This is a genomic window from Pseudoalteromonas sp. SG44-1, assembly GCF_014164315.1.
Classification (GTDB): domain Bacteria; phylum Pseudomonadota; class Gammaproteobacteria; order Enterobacterales; family Alteromonadaceae; genus Pseudoalteromonas; species Pseudoalteromonas rhizosphaerae.
This window is the reverse complement of the sequence record NZ_JACJEW010000045.1, coordinates 15,708-36,120: the sequence shown is the minus strand read 5'-3', so window position 1 is coordinate 36,120 and position 20,413 is coordinate 15,708. Positions and strand designations below refer to the sequence as shown.

The following is a 20,413-nucleotide window of genomic DNA, read 5'->3' as shown; positions in this document are numbered from 1 at the left end:
GCGACGGCGAGATTATTTGGAAGGACTAGCCTATTTCGTACAGGTAGTAGTGCAAATCGATTGGAAAAATATGGATGTGAGTGATGTAATTGAAACTTAATAATTATTTTTGGGGATCCCTTAGGGTTAAAGCAAAGTCAGGGCACAGAGTTCAGTAAAATGCGAAATTTGACCGCAAGACTTAAGGCCACAGGCTTGAATACAGAGCTAATTTAATTTCAAGGAAGGTTTATGAACAAGCAAATTCAAGTAGAAGTCCAGGTAGATCATTTAGATAAGGTATCCAAGGCCAACGCTCTAAATGCTATATCTGAATTAGTATGGAATGCAGTAGATGCAGATGCCAACAAAGTCGAAGTCTTAGTAGATGCTGATGATATAGGACTATCTGGTATACATATTAAAGACGATGGTCATGGAATTCACTATGATAAAGCGTCAACCTATTTTAAGGGCAACTAGACTCAAATTGACTAATTGTATAAATGCACTTTAGTCAGCCAAAAGAAGAAAACTTGCAAATACACGTTTTTAAAATCAAGGAACAATATGGTGGAACTATGAGCCAAGAAGAAGAAATTTGGAAAGAGCGTAGAATAGAGCAGTCATCCAGAGCCGACGACCATCGTGAAGCATACGACAGAGATGAAGCTAGGTTAATTCACTCATCGGCATTTAGGAGACTACAATCTAAAACTCAGGTACTAGGGTTAGGGGAAAGCGACTTCTATCGGACTCGGCTAACTCACTCTATGGAAGTGGCACAAATAGGAAGAGGGATCGTACAGTATCTGAGTAAGAAAAATGTAGAAAACGCCAATAAGCTACCACCAAAAGAATTAATCACTGCTATTTGTCTAGCACATGATATTGGGCATCCACCATTCGGACACGGCGGTGAGGTAGCTTTAAATTACTGTATGAGAGATTATGGTGGATTTGAAGGAAATGGACAGACTTTAAGAATTCTTGGGACTTTAGATAAATATCTTGAAGGATATGGCTTAAACCCAACACGCAGAATGCTACTTGGTGTATTGAAATATCCGGCAGCATATAGTTCTTTACTTAATGACATGGCTTATGATGCAAAGACTAAAGACACACCGAACTGGTTATTTAAAGCCGCGAAACAAAAACCGCCAAAATGCTATCATGATGATGATAAAGACATTGTAGAGTTCATCCTCGAACCTTTCTCACAGGAAGAGAAAGAAAAGTTTACTGCAAGCATGGAATACAAGCCAAAGAATGATGAGGATCGCCGTTCTCCAGAAACCGAGCATAAACTTACAAAATATAAATCATTAGACTGCTCAATCATGAATCTAGCAGATAACATCTCATACAGTTTGCATGACTTTGAAGATGCCTTGTCTCTGGAACTTATCCGTCAAAGTGATTGGAAGCGCTACTTTGAAGAAGAAGTAGGTGGCAGGCAAAGAAAAGAGTTATTTGCGAAAATTAGTACCATGCGACCAGATTGTGCGTATGACAAAATTACAAAAGATCTTTTTGAGTCAAGCTATACACGCAAAGACGCTATAGGTTCTCTAGTAAACCTAATGATTAGTAATACCCAAATAGTCGAAAATGACTCCCAATGCTTAGAGCCTCTCTTAAGATTGAATGTTGAGCTCATTTGCGATGTTGAGAACCTAATGAAAGCAATATTTGATTTGGTTAAGAAGCTTGTTATCAACAATGAAAATGTCCAACAGCTTGAGTTCAAGGGCCAAAAACTAATAATTGAGCTCTTCGAGGTATTGGCAACAGATCCTGAGAGGTTCCTACCCAACAAAACTAAAAAAATTTGGGAAAACGCAGCCAAATCAGTACTTGATGGGCTATCGAAAGAAGAACAAGAGAGACTATCAGTTAAAGACCTAGTAAAGCGTAAGCAAATGAGGGTAATTTGTGATTTCGTTTCTGGAATGACAGACGAATATGCAACAAAGTACTATGAAAAGCTTTTCACTCCTAGCAAAGGCTCTATCTTTGACCATCTATAGTTTTAGGCGGTCCAACTTTTGAAAATTGGACCCATTAAGAAAATAACCAGTATGATACTTTATTGTATGGGGTGAAACTTTATTGTTCACCCACAAAAAAAGCGCTTGCGCGCTTTTTCTTACTCAACTGTAACCGATTTTGCTAAGTTACGAGGTTGGTCAACGTCGGTGCCTTTAATGACCGCTACGTAGTACGAAAGTAACTGTAGTGGGATTGTATATACAACTGGCGCTATCACGTCATCAACATGATTTACGTTGATCACACGCATGGTTTCGTCTGACTCAAAGTGTGAGTCTTTATCAGCGAATACATAGATGATGCCGCCGCGAGCACGGACTTCTTCTACGTTTGATTTAAGCTTTTCAAGCAATTCGTTGTTTGGTGCTACAACAATAATTGGCATGTCTGCGTCAATCAATGCTAATGGACCATGTTTAAGCTCACCTGCTGCATAGGCTTCTGCGTGAATGTATGAAATCTCTTTAAGCTTAAGTGCGCCTTCCATTGCGATTGGGTATTGCGACCCGCGACCTAAAAACAGTGAGTGGTGTTTATCAGCAAACTCTTCTGCAAGGTCTGCAATGCCATCAGCCAATAGTAGCGTTTCTTCTAATTTAGCTGGAAGCAATTTAATAGCGTTAACAATCGTACTTTGATCTAAGCCTTTCTCTTGCGCAATAGACGCAGTAAGCATTAACAAACCAACAAGCTGTGTAGTAAATGCTTTAGTAGAGGCTACACCAATTTCAGCACCGGCTTTGGTCATAAACGCAAGGTCTGATTCGCGTACTAGCGATGAGCCTGGTACGTTACAAATAGTCATTGACCCCATATAGCCTTGCTCTTTAGCTAAACGAAGCGCAGCTAAAGTATCAGCCGTTTCACCCGATTGAGAAATAGTTACTAGCAGGCTATTTTCGTGTACAAACGACTGACGGTAACGGAACTCAGAGGCAATTTCTACGTTACAGCTAACACCTGCAAATTGCTCAAGCCAGTAGCGGGCAACCATACCTGAGTGGTAAGACGTACCACAGGCAATAATTTGTACGTGTTTTACGTCTTTAAATATTTGCTGAGCGCTTTCACCAAAGGCATCAATCGCTACGCGGTCGTCGTTTAAACGTCCTTCAAGGGTGTTACGTACAGCAAGTGGCTGTTCGTAAATCTCTTTAAGCATGTAGTGACGGTATTCACCTTTACCTGATGCATCTTGTGTGATGTTTGATTCAATGACTTCACGTTCAACGGCATTGCCGTCTACATCAAAAATTTCCACACTGTTACGGGTGATACGCGCTACATCACCTTCTTCAAGGTAGATAAAGGTACGAGTTACTGGTAATAATGCAAGTTGATCAGAAGCAATAAAGTTTTCACCAAGGCCTAAACCAATAACTAACGGGCTGCCTGAGCGCGCTACAATAATTTCGTTATCATTCGCTTTATCAAATACAACTGTTCCAAATGCACCTTCAAACTGTTTAACAGCTGCTTGAACTGAGGCTAATAAAGTGGTGTGCTGCTGGCGAAGTTGATGAATTAAATGCACCATTACTTCGGTGTCGGTATCTGATAAAAACTCGTAACCATCGCCTTTCAGCGCTTCACGTAAGCTGGCGTGGTTTTCAATAATACCATTGTGCACTAAGGCAATTTCGCTGTTTGAAATATGCGGGTGCGCGTTTGCTTTCGTCACGCCGCCGTGAGTTGCCCAGCGAGTGTGTGCAATACCGGTAGTACCTTTTACGCCAGCTTCATCAAGCGCGTTTTCAAGGTTTACTACTTTACCCACTGCTTTTACAGTATTAAGTGTATTACCATCTAAAAGTGCCACACCAGCTGAGTCGTAACCACGGTATTCAAGGCGCTTAAGGCCTTCAACTAAAATTTTATTTACTGGGCGTTCTGCAACTGCCCCAACTATTCCACACATAATTTCTCCTTTTGTACATGCCAAAGCGTCAACTTTGGGTTTGTATGTGTTGTTTAATATTTAAATGAACATCACAGGTGTTGTCGGCCTGTAATAAACACGAATTTTATAGCTCAGCGCAGATCAACTGCACACCACACGCTTGTATTGCTTGGCGAGTATCGAGTGCTAAGTTGCTGTCGGTGATAAGCGTAGTCACTTGCTGCCAAGGTAATTCTAAATTAGGGATTTTTCGGCCGATTTTTTCTGACTCCACCAGCACTATAACTTCACGAGCAGCGCCTGCCATAACTTGACTTAGGCCTACTAGTTCATTAAAGGTAGTAGTACCACGCTCAACATCAATGCCATCTGCACCAATAAATAGCTGATCAAAATCATAAGAACGTAAAACACTCTCTGCAACCTGCCCCTGAAACGACTCAGAATGCGGGTCCCACGTACCACCGGTCATCAAAAGTGTTGGCTCGTTTTCCAGCGCCAATAAGCGATTAGCCACTTTAATTGCATTAGTCATCACCACTAAACCGCGCTTATTACCCAGTTCAGGGATCATTGCTGCTGTAGTACGACCACTGTCGATAATAATGCGGTTATGATCTTTGATTAGTGCTGCTGCGGCTTTTGCAATCGCCACTTTACGTTTTGAATCAATATCATCGCTTACAATTTCTTGCGGCAATGCTATCGCGCCACCATAGCGGCGCAGTAATAGTCCGCTTTTTTCAAGCGCTGTTAAGTCTTTACGAATGGTTACTTCAGAGGTTTGAAACTGCTCAGCTAAAATATCTACGGCTACTTCACCTAACTCATTAACTTGAGTAAGAATAAGGTGACGACGTTGCTGGGTGTTTCGTTTAGTCATTAAGCAAACCATTTAAGTTTCGTTTCGAAAGTTATGGGATTTTAAACGAAACTATAAAAATGGCAAGGTGTAGATCAAAAAAAGCGCAATATGCGCTTTTAATTGGTCAGGGAAATTTTATTGAGGATTTAGCAATTCTCCACTCAAAATACATTTAACAATGGCATGCTGTCGGTTTGTACTGTTTGTCTTTCTAATACAATTTGTTAAATGGAAATCAACGGTTCTTTGGCTAATGCTGAGTATTTGGCTGATCTCCCAAGAGGTCTTTCCAATAGAAGCCCAACGAATACATTCTTTTTCACGTCGCGTAATTTTTACAGCCTCAAGATTTGTTGAGCGTCGATAAGCTTCAAATATTTCAACTAAAAAAATTCGCCAATAATCCCCTAGCATTTTCACTTTACGAGGTTCAGCGCCTAAATTTGACAATTCCAACACTAGACAAGCAAATTTATTTTTATGTAAACCCGTAGGAATTATTAATACCGACTCAAAGCTGCCAATTAACTCACTAAGCTGAATTGCTCTTGTTTCATTTAAGCAATAATGAAGCAACCCCTTACGGGAATGAACATCATTCAAAAAAGAGTCATCAAGTTCACCGAAATAATGAGTATTAAACTTAAATAAATCAGAGAAATCAAAAATAATAAACCCTGCTTGAACATAGCTATAACAATTTTTTATATCTTCAAAAAAACCATTAAAGCTATGTATTGAGTTTATAAGCTCAATTCTAGAATGTAGTTCATTCATATTTATCATATGCAAAACTCGATTTAGACTCATCTTTACAGAGTATAGGAAATACGACACAAGAAGAACTTGGCGAGTCATTACCAATAATTTGAGTGTTAATACCTATGTACGAGTCAGCGGAATATATTACTGTTAAGAAAGTAAAAATAGCTGTATAGATAAATGATGCCTTATATATATTATTCATCGTGGTGTAGCCCCTAATTCATGTTGTAGTTATATTGTTCACATTAAATTTGAGCTACACGATAGATTTTATCAATAATAATGAGATAACTTTTCTATAACTTTACAAAAACAAAATATAACCTATTGAATGTTAATGGAAATAATTTCACTAGTTCTACCACCTAAACTTTCAACGATAATTAAACCATTCACCTTGTCCACATAAAACCTTGGTCTAATCACACTAAAGTCAAACGTTTTTGACTTTAGGCTAGAAGTATCTACATCATTTAAGTCTATTTCATAGAAGGTCGTATTTATCAAATTATGATTACTCCATAATACTTTACCGTTTATTACAGCCCAATTCGTGTTTGTCTCAGTGGACATGCTTACCGGCATTGAAGTCATCGTTTCTTCATTCGCATCAAACCGTGATAACCTCCCCGTATTATCACCTAATACATATCCCCCTTCAAATTGTCGAATAAAGCGGTAACCTTTAAAGATAAGGTTTTTAGTTTTTTCTTCAATAACATACTCAAATACTTGCCATTCACCATTACTTTTTCGCGTATATAGAATGGATTTTTCATTTAATGAAAGAGTAACATCGCCAATCAACTCATCAGCCTTAGAGAGGTATGTCAGGCTATTATCAAACGTATTAAGAATTGTTATGCGGTCTTGAAGCTTTAATAATACATATTGTCCAGACAGAGAGGCGCCGAGCAACTCTAGTGGGTTTTCAGTGCTCATTAGTGTTGCTTTTTTCGTAACCTTACTTTTTTCATAAAAAATTAAGGAGCTAACACCTCCCTCATTTATTACCGTCCAGATTTTGTTACCTAAAGGTTGATAGGCAATAATGTTACTATCTTGCTCAGGTTGTTTCTTTTGAATCATTTCAACATTTTTAAAATCACTTAATGGCAGCTTTTTCTCTATCAGAGTATTGATAATATCATTATCTCTGATAGCTAATAGTGTATTTGGGGTTACTCGTTCTAATGCGATAAGGCCTTTGTTTTTATCGATAATAATATTTGAATGTCCTGTTTTAACATTTATTTTAGCTAGCTTTTTATCATCTAATAAAATGATATGCTCATCATCAAGCCAATGAACATCATAGATAGTTGTATTTTGATCATGGTGAAAAAGAGTTCTGCCAGTCTTTAAATCGTGTACTCGAATAGAATTACGCTTACTACCCAAATAAATTCGCAGTACAACCAACTTACCAGAGTCTGGAGAAATATCCGCACGACTATCATGAAATCCTTTTTGAGGAACAGAAGTAATCTCTTCAAGCAAGCCTTTTTCAGAGTTGAATTTATAGATAAGTAATGCACTTTGCTGATCTTTTTGCCCAGAAAAATAAATTACGTCATTTTCATTTTTGTCGATAAACACATCTGTGATGAAATAAAAATCAGCTACTAACGTACCTACTCCATGCGCTTTATTTGTTAGATCTATCTGCTTTAATAAAGCAATATCACCTAAATTATCGGAAAAGTACAAGCGCTCCCCATCATTAGAGAAAACCAAACCTGTAGGCAGGGTTGTATTATCTACAAGCACCTCTATAGTCTCTGTTTTCTGGTCTTTTAAATAAATATGATAATTCTTTTCATGACTTAATTTACTAGTGAATGCAATGTATCGACCTTCACTGGAGGCTGCAAAGGCTTTTTTGTCTGAGACGACAGTATTTACCACCCTAGCAGTAACTGAAACTTCATCGACATTGTATTTAAATAAAAGATAAGCTAACGAAAGAAAAAGAATCGCTATTGCAATAAGGTAAAAATAGACCTTAGCTTTTTTAACATTCTTGTGCTCTGTTTTTTCTATACTTGTTTGTTTTTCTTCTATAGGGGAAGGAATTGTTGATACAGGACAAATTAATTTATATCCACGTTTAGAGAGCGATTGAAGATACTTAGGATCTTTATAATCATCATTCAAAATTATGCGAAGTTTACTTATAATTCGCCTTACTGCGGCATCAGAAACACAGCGGTCTTTCCATAAGTTATCATGCAATTCATCCATTGAAATATAACGCTCATGATGCTCAATAAAATACATCAATACGGCAAATACTTTTGGTTCAAGTACAACTAACTGCTCATTAATTTGAAGAGACATCTCTTCAGTGTCCAAACAGTACTCACCAAATTTAATCAACATAGCATTTGCCACTTACAAACCTTAACAGTCCCTTAACGTTCATTATAATAACGTACTGCAATAGTAATTACCATAAAGTTTAATGCATTGATTTAAATGAAAGTTACATTTTGGTTACGTAGATATCATCGCTTAATTATTGCAAAAAAAAAACGACCTTATACGCTCAATTTTAACCCCAACATTATAAGGTACAAGCAATGCAGAACAGCATAAAAAATGAAAAACATGCCATAGCAGCCCACAGAACAAATGATGGATTAATAGAAATCACCAATCTTGAGTTACTTGATGCGTTTGTTGGAGGATTTATAAGCCCTGAAGAAGTTTATTGTCACGTGAGTGATAATGATGAGAAATCTACAACCACGACAAGCCAAGAAGGCATCAGTTAATGAATACTGAAACTTGCAAGCCGTATAAACCAAAACTGAAGCGTTTGGGTGAAAAAAGAGCTCTAATCTCTTTATCGAACCTTGAAGACTGGTGTGAAGAAATGTGCCTTGCGTTTGATAGGGATGTTCTTAATCAAAACTCAAGCTCCAACAAAACCCTACATTGGTTGTTTAATGCCTATCCTCTTATTTTAGCCTACCAAGGAAAAACACAAGAAAGTGAATTGTTTTTACACAGAGTAATAACTTATTGGTCAGATAAATTTTTACAGGATAAAAACAATCAAAATCTTATCAACTTAATAGATCCCACAATCAACTTATTACGTCTTTATAAACTGACAAATAAACACTCAGCATTCCTAAAGCTGATGGGTGAAGCCGCTATTCTAGATAATACAGGCAAAGCAAAACTAGGGCCTATAAGTGTAAACAAAGAAATACTAGGTGAGCAATGGAATACATTGTATGTAGCTACACTCGATGAAACTTTAAAACATTACCTCTTAAAATCAAAATATAATGAAGTTCTTAAACTTAAAGAAACGATACCGCAATATTACAGGGAAAAAAATTTATATATAGAAGCTGAAATTGTAGCCCTAATCAGCTTAGAAAGATTTGAAAACGCAATGCAACTTTGCTGGCGTCAAATAAATAAAAGTACGTGTATAAAAAGTGGCGTATATAGCTATCGTTTATATGAAGCTTTCAAATCTATGGGGCTAGCAGTTAAAGCTGAAACAGTAATGAAACACTTAATTTCAAATATGGAAAAGACCCCCTTAGATTCTTTGTCTAAACTAAATTTCTCTTCATGTATTATCGAGGAAAAAAAGCTATCTATTGAATCTCTATTAGTAAAAAAAACACTGAATCAATATGAAAATATAAAAGATGAATTTAATTACGGGATGACTCTTTGTAATTTGCAATCTAACCACCCAACTAATCAAAATAAAGAAAAAATACTTAAACTATATGAGAAAACGGATTATAAAATATTAAAAAATAGAATTGAAATTTTATTTAACATCAAAAACAAAAAAAAACCGACTTCGAACGTTTGGCTACCTAAAATATCAAACCATTTAAATGAGATTATTGTATAAACCTCGTAGTTATTACAGTTATCTATTTCTTTTTTTAAGCTCATACTAACTTCACCCCATTAAGGGGAAACAACAATTTAAAGGAGCATAAAATGAGCAATAAATTTGAAAATATAGAAAGTGAAGAAATCAAGCTAAATGAGTTAGGTGAAGTAGAGCTAAGTGAAGAACTTACAGATGCTGTTGCAGGCGGTTTCTCTCCAGAAGAAGAAGACGAAGAAGGTGATACAGGCTGTGGTAACACTATAAATGGCAGCTGTGCTGCTCAAAAAGAGCTGTAACTATCACGCAGACTACTTCTTCATAAAGGTAGTCTGCGCAAGCAAAACAATAGGGGGAAAAATGACAACTTCAATAGATCAGATTAAAGGTTTTTCTAAACAACAATTAGTAAACAGCCTCAGTAATGAAAAGTTTCAACTCATTATTTTTCCAACAGAGCAATGCAACTTTCGCTGTGTATATTGTTATGAGGATTTTAAAATAGGAAAAATGCCTCGTTGGTTAGTTGATGCAACTAAAGTTTTAATCAAAAACAAAATGCCTAAGTTAGAGTTTTTATCTTTAAGTTGGTTCGGCGGTGAGCCTTTATTAGCAAAAGAGATACTTTTTGAAATTGCTGAATATAGTCAGTCATTAGCTAAGGAAAACGGCTGTAAAGTCTATGGTGATTTAACAACTAACGGCTTTCTCCTTGATATAAAAACATTAACAAGACTTGTTGAGCTAAAGCAAAATAGCTTTCAAATATCCATAGACGGTGACAAGGAATCACACGACACAACTCGCTTAACTCGTAACGGGAAAGGTAGCTTTGACAAAATATGGGGACGCTTATTAGCTGCATCTGCAACAGATCTTGATTTTCATATAACCCTAAGGATTCATATTACCGACTTAAACCATGAAAGTGTTTTAAGCTTTTGTGAGCGTTATGATAAAGAACTTAAGGAAGATAGTCGATTCAGATTATTTTTTAAAGAAATTTCTAACTTAGGTGGTGACAATCAAGAAAAAATAAATGGCCTAATATCAAGAAAATCTGCAAAAGTATTAGCAAAAGAGCTCACAGAACGTTATTCAGGTAATAGCAAAAAAATAAATGAACTAGGTCATTACATCTGCTACGCAGGAAAGCCTAATTCATTAGGAATTAGAGCCAATGGTAATATCAATAAGTGTACCGTTGCTTTAGATGATGACAGAAACAATATTGGTAAAATTAATCCTGATGGCACACTAACATTGAACAATGAAAAATTTAGTACCTGGATAAAAGGCTTTACGACTCTTGATAGCTGGCAAATGGGTTGCCCGCTAAGCTATATGAATAACAATAGTGTTGTTGGTGACATTGCTATTAAAAAAGTTAGCTAGCTTATGTCTATTGTTAATATGTTCAGAAAAGAAGCCCTTAGAAATCAGTACAAGTCTAGTGATATAGGGAAGTCGCTTATAAAACAGCCTAAAATTATAAATAATTCTATTTCAGCTTTAATCGCAATTTTCGTATTTAGCTTTTTAGTTATTAATGTTCTAACTTTATCAACAAAAAGAAGTCTTGACGCCAAGGTCTCATCTGAACACTATACCCCGCTTATTTATAATGAAGTAGTGGTTATAAATAAGCACTTTGCGATAGATGGTGAGAGCGTTAAAAAAAATCAACAGCTACTTACTATCTCTAAGTTTGATAGTAATAGTAAGTTAGAAAAAGAGGTTATTCGCTCTCCTTCCGATGGTTTGTTTTTTCATTCTTTAATCGAAAAAAATATAATACAACCATTTGAACCTCTTGGTTACGTTTTAAGTACCACTTCAGAAAATGAGTTATCTTTTTGGATTTCTAGCAATAAAAATATGAGTATTAATGTAAAGGATAAAATTACCTTAATCGTCAATAATGATGAATTAAAAGGTATAGTCACTATGGTTATTGGTAGTAATAAAAATAATAAAGAACAAAAAATACATTTAAAATTAGAAACTAACAATTATTCAAAACTGTCACCTAACGCAGATATAAAAATACTACTCACTCAGCAATCAGAAAAAGCCCTTAACTTAATTAAATAGTGAAATTTAAATGCGTCTCACAGACTACATTGACTTTAAACCATCAAAACTACCTCTTTTCTTACAAAGTGAAGTAGCTGAATGTGGTATCACATGTATAGCTATGATTGCTTTTTATCATGGTTATAAAGTAAACATGCTTGCTATGCGACAACGTTACCCCGTTGGTACTCAAGGAATAACAGTTAAGCACATTTTAAAAATTGCAGATGATATTGGCCTATCTGGGCGAGTATTAAAATTAGAGCTTGGACAGCTATCTAAGCTAAGGGGACCTGCAATATTGCATTGGAACTTTAATCACTTTGTTACGCTTGCTTCAGTAAATAGAACTGGCATTGTTATCCATGATCCCGCAAAAGGAAAAGTTAAACTAGATTGGCAACAAGTCTCTGAAGCATTTACCGGTATTGCAATCGAGTTAACTCCAACACCTGCATTTACTGTAGCCGATGAACGAGTGAAGATGCCGCTCAGAGCATTCATTGGCAATATTGAAGGACTCGCATCCTCATTATTTAAGATATTTGTTGTAGCCTTGATTTTGCAATGCTTCCTCCTAATATCCCCCTACTATATTAGAATTGTAATTGATCATGGTATCCCTCTTTCAGATGGCGGGATATTAATATGGCTGTTAGTTGCTTTTATAGTCGTTACTTTACTAACAACTTTTAGCAATATTATTCGCTCAGCCGCCATTTTATATTTAGACAAAAATTTGGGCTTTCAAGTAAAAGCGAACATCCAGCGACACCTATTACATTTACCCCTTTCGTTTTTTGAATCTCGCCATGTTGGCGATATTAAATCTAGGTTTGAAGCATTTAATGAAGTCCAAAGAATGATAAGTCGTGGTTTTATTTCTGCCATTGTCGAAGGCTTGCTAGGCATAACAACTTTAATCATTATGTATACTTACTCACCAGCTCTTGCTTTAGTATCTTTATCATTCCTCTTATTCACATTATTGCTTAGGTTATATTTAACCAACAAAGAAAATAAGCATTTAGAGCAAGTTTTATCTAAACAAGCAAAAGAAAACAGTCATTTTTTAGAAACTATCAGAGCAATTATGCCCATAAAATGCTATGTAAAAGAAAGTACCCGACTTTCTTCATGGCTCAATTTATTTGCAGATACTACAAATGAAAATATTAAACGTGAAAAAGTCACGATTACTGCAGAAATTAGCCAAGATTTAGTAAGTAAAATAGAGTATCTAATTGTTATATTTATTGGCGCGACATTAATAATCAATAAAGAATTTACTATAGGGATGTTTATTGCTTTCCTAGCTTATAGACAACAATTTTCGAGCAGCACACAAACTCTGGTAGATCATATATTTAAGTTCAAGTTAGCCTCAACTTATTTACGGAGAATGTCTGATATAGTGATGCAAAACCAAGAGCAAGAAAATACCTCACTGACAATAACCAAAGAACAAGCAAAAGGCCACATTGAAGTACGCGACCTGCATTTTCGATATTCAACATCCTCTCCTTGGTTATTTAAAGGAATAAACTTTAAAATTGATGCCGGAGAATCGGTGGCTATCATAGGTCGCTCTGGGTTGGGTAAATCATCGCTCCTAAAATTAATGACTGGATTAATCAAAGCAGAGCGAGGTGATTACTTGTTAGATGGACACTCGATAAAAATGCTTGGCATGAGAAACTTTCGCTCAATGTGTGCAACGGTAATGCAGAATGATCAATTACTAAATGGTTCCTTAATTGAAAATATCTGCTTCTTTGAGCCAAAACCTGATCTAGATAAAATCACAGAAGCCATTAAAGGTGCTGCTATATGGCATGAGATTCAAAGCATGCCTATGGGTTTACACACTCAAGTTGGTGATTTAGGTAGCTCATTGTCAGGTGGTCAAAAACAAAGATTGCTTTTGGCAAGAGCGCTTTACAGTCAACCAATCATTTTATTTTTAGACGAAGCAACAAGCCACCTTGATGCTGCTACTGAATTGCAAGTAAATAAATATTTAAAATCAAAAAAAATAACTAGGGTCAGTGTTGCTCATAGGCAAGAGACAATACAAGCAGCAGATAGAATAATTGATCTCGAAGAATTAATTAAGAACCAAACGTTAGCCCAAGCTGTGTGATTAAATACCATGGTAAGAATAACAAAAGGAATAACTATGAAATTTACATCCAAACTAATCTATCAAGGGTTGATAGGTTTATCTGTCGTTATGCTTATCTCTGGCTGGCAATTAGGCTTTGCAGATAATGCCGAAGTTATATCAAAAGACTCTGTCACCATTGCGAAGGTTGAGCGCGGTGATTTTTCAATTAAGGTTGATGGCTATGGTTCATTGCAATCAATCAATAAACGACTTCTCACAGCCACAAGTAATGCGGTGGTTGACGAAATAAAACTAAAAGCGGGTGCTGTGGTTAACCATGACACAGTGATCCTCACTTTAAATAACCCCGAGCTAGAAAGTAAGCTCCGCTTGGCGTTAGCAAAGCTTAAAAATGCCAAAACCCAAAAACGGCAAACCGTATTACTGCAACAGCGTGAGTTGTTAAATAACGAGTCAACCGTGTCAGAGCTAAAAGCACAATCTGAAATAGCCATGCTGCAAGTTGAAGCAGAACGTACACTGGCTAAATCAGGTATTGTATCGGGGATCAGCGCGAAGAAAAATGAGCTCGAAGCCAAACAGCTATCAAAGCGTATTAACCTTGAAGAATCTAAGCTTGATAAATTAGCACAGATGCAAAAAGAGTCGCTTTCAATTCAAGATGACTTAATAGCCCAAGCGCAAGACGAGTTTGATGTCGCCAAATTAATGGTAGAGCAACTTTCAGTTAAAGCGGGAATGAATGGTGTTATTCAACGCTTGCCTTTAAGTTTAGGGCAAAGTGTCAGTGCTGGCTCTGAACTGGCACTAATAGGGAGCCTCTCCCCTCTAGTTGGTGAAATAAAAGTACCGCAAATTCAAGCTCATTTAATTCAAATAGGTATGACAGCCCAAATTAGCACGTTGAATGACCAGGTGCGCGGCCAAGTAGTGCGTGTAGACCCTGTGATCAGCGACGGTGCTGTACAAATTGATATTGAGCTCGAGGTTTCTGAATCAGACACCATGAAACCCATGCAACAAGTAGATGCGACTATTTTTGCCGATGTACAAAAAGAGGTGAATTATATAAAACAACCAACAGGTGCAAGCGAAGGCAGTTATGGCTCATTATTTAAACTCACAATGGATAACAAAGCCGTTAAAGTTGAAGTGCAATATGGCAAAGCATCTGGCCAGCTCATCCAAGTGTTGTCAGGGCTTGAGCCTGGTGAACAAGTCATTATTTCTACATTAGATATCCCCGCTGAAACAACAACAATAAAAATTGCTGGTTAAGGAAGAATAATATGAATACTGAAATTTTAAGAGTTAATAACCTAAGCAAGTCTTTTTCTAATGGCGAACAAGTCAGTCAAATTTTAAAAGGGATTAGCTTTACCGTGTACGACGGCGAGTTTATTTCTATTTCTGGGCCTTCTGGTTGCGGCAAGTCAACACTCCTTAACATTATGGGGCTGCTCGACACCCCTCAAAGTGGTGAATATTACATTGACGGTTTACTCGTCTCTGATATGGACTCAAACCAACGTGCGAAAGTACGCGGTAATCGCATTGGCTTTGTGTTTCAATCGTTTAACTTAATTGATGAAATGACCGTACTTGAAAATGTCGCTTTACCATTAAAATATCGGGGAGACTCGCTATCTTCACGTCACGCAAGAGCGTTAGATTGCCTAGAAAAAGTAGGTTTGGCTGATAAAGCTGATTTACATCCGAATCAAATTTCTGGTGGTCAACAACAACGCGTATCGATTGCACGCGCACTAGCTGGCGATTCTGGCATCATGCTGGTCGATGAGCCCACAGGTAACTTAGACTCAAAAAACGGCGATGCAATCATGGCGTTAATAAAAGATCTTAATCAGCAAGGCACCACCATTGTATTGGTTACCCATGATCCCCGTTATGCCGATATGGCTACGCGCAATATCCAGTTAAGAGACGGTACTGTAGTTGCCCAAAACGATGAACTCGTGCCAAGCACACCTGCACATGTAGAACAGGTTGCTCAGTCATGTTAAAAACTGCCTACAATACTTTTAAACGTGCCAAACAATACTATTTCACCACCGTTTTTACACTGGCACTTACACTGTCGATGGTGCTTAGTTCATTTAGCTTGGTTGATCTAGTGTTTTTCGCCCCACTACCTTATCAGCAGAGCGATAACTTATATTTGCTTGAAGGCACAATTAATTCTAAAGGTTATTCAGGGCCCGCTAGTAACTCAAAAATAATGAGCTACATACAGAGTGAAAATACCGTTTTTACTGATGTTGCTGCTTACCATCGATGGACTGACTACAAGCTACTAGATAAACCAACAAGACCTGCTGTGGACGTAATACTTGCCACACATAATTTATTTGATCTACTCGGCGTACAACCCAAACTTGGTCGGTTATTTAACAAAACAGAAGCACTCGGTACTCAGCAAATGTCGGTCGTATTAGGCTACCGCGCTTGGCAAACCCACTATAGTGGTGACCCGAATATTGTTGGTAAAAAAATACAACTCAATCAACGTCGCTTTACCGTTGTTGGTGTCGCCCCCGATGATCTTATATTACCCACTTATAGCAATATAAATGATGCAATATGGCTTCCTATTGATGCAGACGAAGCTTTTAACCCTAAAACATCTAACGGTTTCATGGGCGCGTATAAGAGTGTTGTTAGATTTAAGCCCACAGCCTCAGAGCAAGAGATCACGGAACAATTAGCTGACTTATCACTTAAAGGTGCACAGTTACATGCCGCTGATATTTTAAAAGATTTTACTGTCAATGCGCGTGTTATTGCATTTAATGATGCACTTAGGGGTGACAGCGGTAAAATTGTACTCATGCTGCTCTTAGGTGTGTGTTTATTAATGCTCATTGCACTTATCAACCTTTCTAGTATGCAGCTCGCTAAAGCCATTACGCGCATCAAACCCCTTGCAATCAGCTTTGCATTTGGGGCAAGCAAAAAACAACTAATTATTGAAACGTTAAAACACAATATTTTACTTATTAGTATTGCAGTGTTACTTGCTTTAACACTTACTCAAATCGGCTTTATCGTTATTCAAAACCTAGCAGCTGACGCCATTCAACGTTTAGACACGCTTTCTCTTAGCTTTAATACTTTGTTATTTTCAGCTTTTCTAATTATTAGTATTGCCTCACTCTATTCATTTATAGAACTTAGTGTAGTGAAAGAGCAAAACTTAATGAGCAGCCTACAAAGCAGCGGTAAAGGCACGGGCAAGCAAATGAGTTCAGCCACCAGCCATTTACTTGTTGGTCTGCAAATTTTGTTTTCGTTTTTAGTATTAACCACTGCTAGCCACGTAGTTTTAGTAACACTTTCGGAAGCACTCAGAGATAACGGACTGGATACAGAAGGTAAATATTCATTAACAATAAACTATAGTAATGTCGATAAATCCGGCGAACGTATTAATTTACACAAAGCAATTAACCATAGGTTGCTGGCGCTTAATAATGTGAGCAGCTTAGCTGTGTCATCCGAAATGAGGCTGCCAAAAACGGTTAATGTCAATCAAATATATAACGAAGCTGGACAGTATATTGCCCAAGCACGTAATAGCTTAGTAACTGCCAATTACTTTACTGAACTTAACTTAACGATAACGGGTAATGGCTTTGCCAAAGGGGATGAACAATTAGAAAACCCACCGATCATTATCAATCAACGCCTTGCAGATTTACTTAATAAAAACAGTAATGAAGTACTAAACAGTAAAGTGAGTTTTGATAATAAAAGATATTACTCAATCATAGGTATTGTCAGCAACACCTATGTACCGGGCAGCCCTGAAAGTGAAGACTTTGAAGTTTTTACACCTAAAGATTACCCTGGTTGGCAACAATTTACATATTTGATCACTGTTGCAGATGAAAATAATGCAATTGCCCATATTCAACAAGCAGTATTAGAAGTAGATCAACGATTAGACATTAATAACATAGCCTCTTTAACAAGTATGTTTGATGAAAAAAGGCAACGTCACTTAAATGCAGCATGGCTGGCTATTGTGTTGGCATCAACATCGCTGCTGATGGTGTGTATTGGCATAAACGGTATTGTTAGCTATTTAGTTAAAGTGCGCAGATATAGCTTAGGCGTAAAACTTTCTATGGGGGCTGACAATTATAGGTTACTAAAAGAAAGCTTATTAGAACTCATGCAACCCATAATAATGAGCTTAGTGTTAGCCTTTTCGTTGGCATTTTTAATTATAGGCTATTGTATGTCATTACCTGGGGTTGACTTGCCTATAGACTGGTGGTTAACAACGGTCATTTGGCTGGGTTTATTAGCGATATCAGTACTTGCCAGCTTTTTTCCGATCAACCAAACGTTACGACAAGATCCAATAAAGGCATTACGAAATGAGTAAACTTTATCTTATTATAGCGTTATGCTTCATTGCCTCATCATCCGTTGAAGCTATTGAAATAGATAATAGTAAGTGGGCTAATCTCATAGAGTCTACAGGGCAAGAAACTATTTCATTATCACCAAATGGGGAGCTGGTTTTATTTTTACACCAAATTGAATACCCATCTATTGAATATTTATCTCAACAGCGCGTCGCATTAGCTGGTCTGGATTTTTATACTGATTTATCGAGCAGAGTTGATACTGAACAATATAGCCGCGCAACTTTATTTAATCTTGCAACAAACGCTAGAGAAGAAATTAAGATTCTAGAAGGAGTGATTGTCGATTTTAATTGGTCTCCTGATGCTAAAAAAGTCGCATTTTTAATTCAGCAGGGTGCCAATACAAACCTATGGTTGTACGATATAAATAACAATGTATCTAACAAACTAACAGATCTCAATTTATCCACAAGTCTTGGCGGAAGACATCTGCGATGGCTACCTGATGGCCAAAGTATTGTCGTCAAGCAGCGAAATTTGCCAATAAAGACATCTGAATATATACGTAAAAAACCCAATTTGTTGTCATCTGAGCTGCAAAAAGATCAAGGGCGGACCCATCAAAGCTTATTAATAAATGACGAGATGAAGAATCAGTTTACATCTATCAATCAAACCAAATTAGTGAAGATAGACCTCAATGGTAAAGTTTCTACATTAACTAAAAGTGGCTTATTTAATGATTTTTCCGTCTCTCCTGATGGTAAGTATTTACTGTATTCGATGCCACCGAGTGAGCTGTCATCTTATTTACCTTATAAAAAATGGGGGAGCGCTTATAATATCGTTAATATAGAAGAGCCAACTACCACATACAGCTTACCCAATTTAAACGATAAAATTAATCTACCTAAATCTAAAGATAGCGTACCTATTGGCGCTAGGTTAGTTAAATGGCTACCATCAGAAGACTCAACTGTGACTTGGGTCGAAGCGAGTGATAGAGGTGACATGTCTTTAGCTCAAACTTACCATGATCACATCTACAAACTGGTAAGTCCATTTGACGAGAATAAAAAACTGGTGCATCAAGTAAAATGGAGAATTCACGATGTATTATGGGGCGTTTCAGGAATAGGTGTACTTCAAGAATGGCGCTATGATAGCAAACAGGCAAGAACTACCTTAATCAACGCCGAAACTTCTGTGAATTATTTAATCCATGAAAGAGATTATCGTGATAAGTTCAACGACTTTGGTGATCCACAGACTCTCCGTACGCCTGAAGGATATGAAGTTTTAGTTGAACAAGATAATTATTTATTTTTCTTTTCCTCAGGACAAAGTAAAGAAGGTATAAAGCCAATAGCTCAATCCTTTAATACATCGAATCACGTTGTTGAAACTATATTTTTAAGCAATGCTGACAATATAGAAATGCCCCTAAGAATCGCTAATGACACCTTAATAATAGAAAAGCAAAATAATACAAGCGCACCTCAATACTACGCATTAACGAGTAAAGGTTTCAAAAAACAGATTTCACTTTTATCAAGCGAAAATAAAAATAGTTTTGTTAACCAGCCACTTACTATCAATTACAACAGAAGCGATGGATTAAATCTGGTTGGAACGCTGCATTTACCTAACAATTATAAAAGGAATAAATCAGATAAAATCCCTGCTATTTTATGGATTTACCCCGATGAATTTAAAAACAAAAAACTGAGCCAGCAAAATACAGTACGCACGAATTTATTTAGAGAGTTTGATCCGCTAAGTCCCTTGGTATTTCTTCATGACGGTTTTGCCGTTTTCGAATCTCCCTCAATGCCAATCACTTCATTTAATGGGGGAGAGCCTAACGATGACTTCATTAATCAGATTCGTTTAAATGCCGAAGCTGCAGTCAATGCTTTAGAAGATACTGGCTCTATTGATATTCAAAGATTAGTTGTTATGGGGCATTCTTATGGAGCCTTTACTGTGGCTAACTTACTCGCGCATACAGATCTATTCAAAGCTGGTATTGCTCGAAGTGGTGCTTACAATAGGACTCTTACCCCTTTTGGATTTCAGGGTGAAAAACGTAATCTATGGCAAGCAAAGGAAACATATATTAATATATCCCCTCTAATTTATGCGGACAAAATAAATGAGCCTTTATTGTTAGTTCATGGTGAAAGCGATCAAAACTCGGGCACTTACCCAATGCAATCAATGAGAATGTATCAGGCACTAATTGCTAATAAAAAGACGACTCAGCTAATTATGCTTCCGTATGAAGGACATACATATCAAGCTAAAGAAAACCTATCTTACTTGCTCGTTCACCAGTCTGAATGGGTAAAGAAATGGCTAAACACTTCTGAATAAT

16 protein-coding genes are annotated in these 20,413 nt (G+C 37.0%); 12 read left to right on the top strand and 4 right to left on the bottom strand.

Annotated features, from left to right (window positions below):
• Nucleotides 1–231: 231 nt before the first annotated feature.
• On the top strand, nucleotides 232–462 hold the full coding sequence (locus H5187_RS17780) for an ATP-binding protein (RefSeq protein WP_182784910.1): 231 nt from the start codon (nucleotides 232–234) through the stop codon (nucleotides 460–462).
• 98 nt (nucleotides 463–560) lie between these two features.
• The gene (locus H5187_RS17775; protein WP_182798117.1) at nucleotides 561–2,012 is read left to right on the top strand and encodes an anti-phage deoxyguanosine triphosphatase; all 1,452 of its coding nucleotides are present in this window, start codon (nucleotides 561–563) and stop codon (nucleotides 2,010–2,012) included.
• A gap of 119 nt (nucleotides 2,013–2,131) precedes the next feature.
• Here H5187_RS17775 and glmS read toward each other — a convergent pair whose 3' ends face one another.
• The 4 genes from glmS to H5187_RS17755 all read right to left on the bottom strand — a co-directional run bounded on the left by glmS (nucleotide 2,132) and on the right by H5187_RS17755 (nucleotide 7,958).
• Nucleotides 2,132–3,952: a glutamine--fructose-6-phosphate transaminase (isomerizing) gene (gene glmS / locus H5187_RS17770; protein ID WP_182734993.1), complete on the bottom strand. Its 1,821-nt coding sequence runs from the start codon at nucleotides 3,950–3,952 to the stop codon at nucleotides 2,132–2,134.
• Nucleotides 3,953–4,058: 106 nt separating this feature from the next.
• The gene (locus H5187_RS17765; RefSeq protein ID WP_145240141.1) at nucleotides 4,059–4,817 is read right to left on the bottom strand and encodes a DeoR/GlpR family DNA-binding transcription regulator; all 759 of its coding nucleotides are present in this window, start codon (nucleotides 4,815–4,817) and stop codon (nucleotides 4,059–4,061) included.
• Between the two features lie 117 nt (nucleotides 4,818–4,934).
• A complete protein-coding gene (locus H5187_RS17760; protein WP_259398520.1) occupies nucleotides 4,935–5,576 on the bottom strand; it encodes a helix-turn-helix transcriptional regulator in 642 nt (213 codons plus the stop codon).
• A 312-nt stretch (nucleotides 5,577–5,888) separates the two neighbouring features.
• Nucleotides 5,889–7,958, bottom strand: coding sequence for a winged helix-turn-helix domain-containing protein (locus tag H5187_RS17755; RefSeq protein WP_182798116.1), 2,070 nt, complete (start codon nucleotides 7,956–7,958; stop codon nucleotides 5,889–5,891).
• 188 nt (nucleotides 7,959–8,146) lie between these two features.
• Here H5187_RS17755 and H5187_RS17750 point away from each other — a divergent pair, with 188 nt between their 5' ends.
• From H5187_RS17750 to H5187_RS17705, 10 genes are all read left to right on the top strand, one after another.
• A complete protein-coding gene (locus tag H5187_RS17750) occupies nucleotides 8,147–8,341 on the top strand; it encodes a hypothetical protein (RefSeq protein ID WP_169021172.1) in 195 nt (64 codons plus the stop codon).
• Complete coding sequence (locus tag H5187_RS17745; protein ID WP_182761677.1) at nucleotides 8,341–9,453, top strand: hypothetical protein; 1,113 nt, start codon at nucleotides 8,341–8,343, stop codon at nucleotides 9,451–9,453. Before H5187_RS17750 ends, H5187_RS17745 begins: the two co-directional genes overlap by 1 nt.
• Nucleotides 9,454–9,545: 92 nt before the next feature.
• Nucleotides 9,546–9,734 (top strand): hypothetical protein, encoded by a 189-nt coding sequence (locus tag H5187_RS17740; protein WP_182718814.1) that lies wholly within the window; start codon nucleotides 9,546–9,548, stop codon nucleotides 9,732–9,734.
• 61 nt (nucleotides 9,735–9,795) lie between these two features.
• Nucleotides 9,796–10,830: a radical SAM protein gene (locus tag H5187_RS17735; protein WP_169021169.1), complete on the top strand. Its 1,035-nt coding sequence runs from the start codon at nucleotides 9,796–9,798 to the stop codon at nucleotides 10,828–10,830.
• A 3-nt stretch (nucleotides 10,831–10,833) separates the two neighbouring features.
• Nucleotides 10,834–11,529 carry a hypothetical protein gene (locus H5187_RS17730; protein WP_149982299.1) on the top strand — a complete coding sequence of 232 codons (696 nt, stop codon included), beginning with the start codon at nucleotides 10,834–10,836 and terminating at the stop codon, nucleotides 11,527–11,529.
• 10 nt (nucleotides 11,530–11,539) lie between these two features.
• Nucleotides 11,540–13,654, top strand: a complete 2,115-nt coding sequence (locus tag H5187_RS17725; RefSeq protein ID WP_182798115.1) for a peptidase domain-containing ABC transporter — start codon at nucleotides 11,540–11,542, stop codon at nucleotides 13,652–13,654.
• Nucleotides 13,655–13,690: 36 nt separating this feature from the next.
• Nucleotides 13,691–14,917 (top strand): efflux RND transporter periplasmic adaptor subunit, encoded by a 1,227-nt coding sequence (locus tag H5187_RS17720; protein WP_182798114.1) that lies wholly within the window; start codon nucleotides 13,691–13,693, stop codon nucleotides 14,915–14,917.
• A gap of 11 nt (nucleotides 14,918–14,928) precedes the next feature.
• Nucleotides 14,929–15,663, top strand: coding sequence for an ABC transporter ATP-binding protein (locus H5187_RS17715; protein ID WP_182784904.1), 735 nt, complete (start codon nucleotides 14,929–14,931; stop codon nucleotides 15,661–15,663).
• A complete protein-coding gene (locus H5187_RS17710) occupies nucleotides 15,657–18,050 on the top strand; it encodes an ABC transporter permease (protein WP_149982303.1) in 2,394 nt (797 codons plus the stop codon). The genes H5187_RS17715 and H5187_RS17710 overlap by 7 nt, the downstream gene beginning before the upstream one ends.
• The gene (locus tag H5187_RS17705) at nucleotides 18,043–20,412 is read left to right on the top strand and encodes a prolyl oligopeptidase family serine peptidase (protein WP_182718810.1); all 2,370 of its coding nucleotides are present in this window, start codon (nucleotides 18,043–18,045) and stop codon (nucleotides 20,410–20,412) included. The genes H5187_RS17710 and H5187_RS17705 overlap by 8 nt, the downstream gene beginning before the upstream one ends.
• Nucleotide 20,413 lies beyond the last annotated feature (1 nt).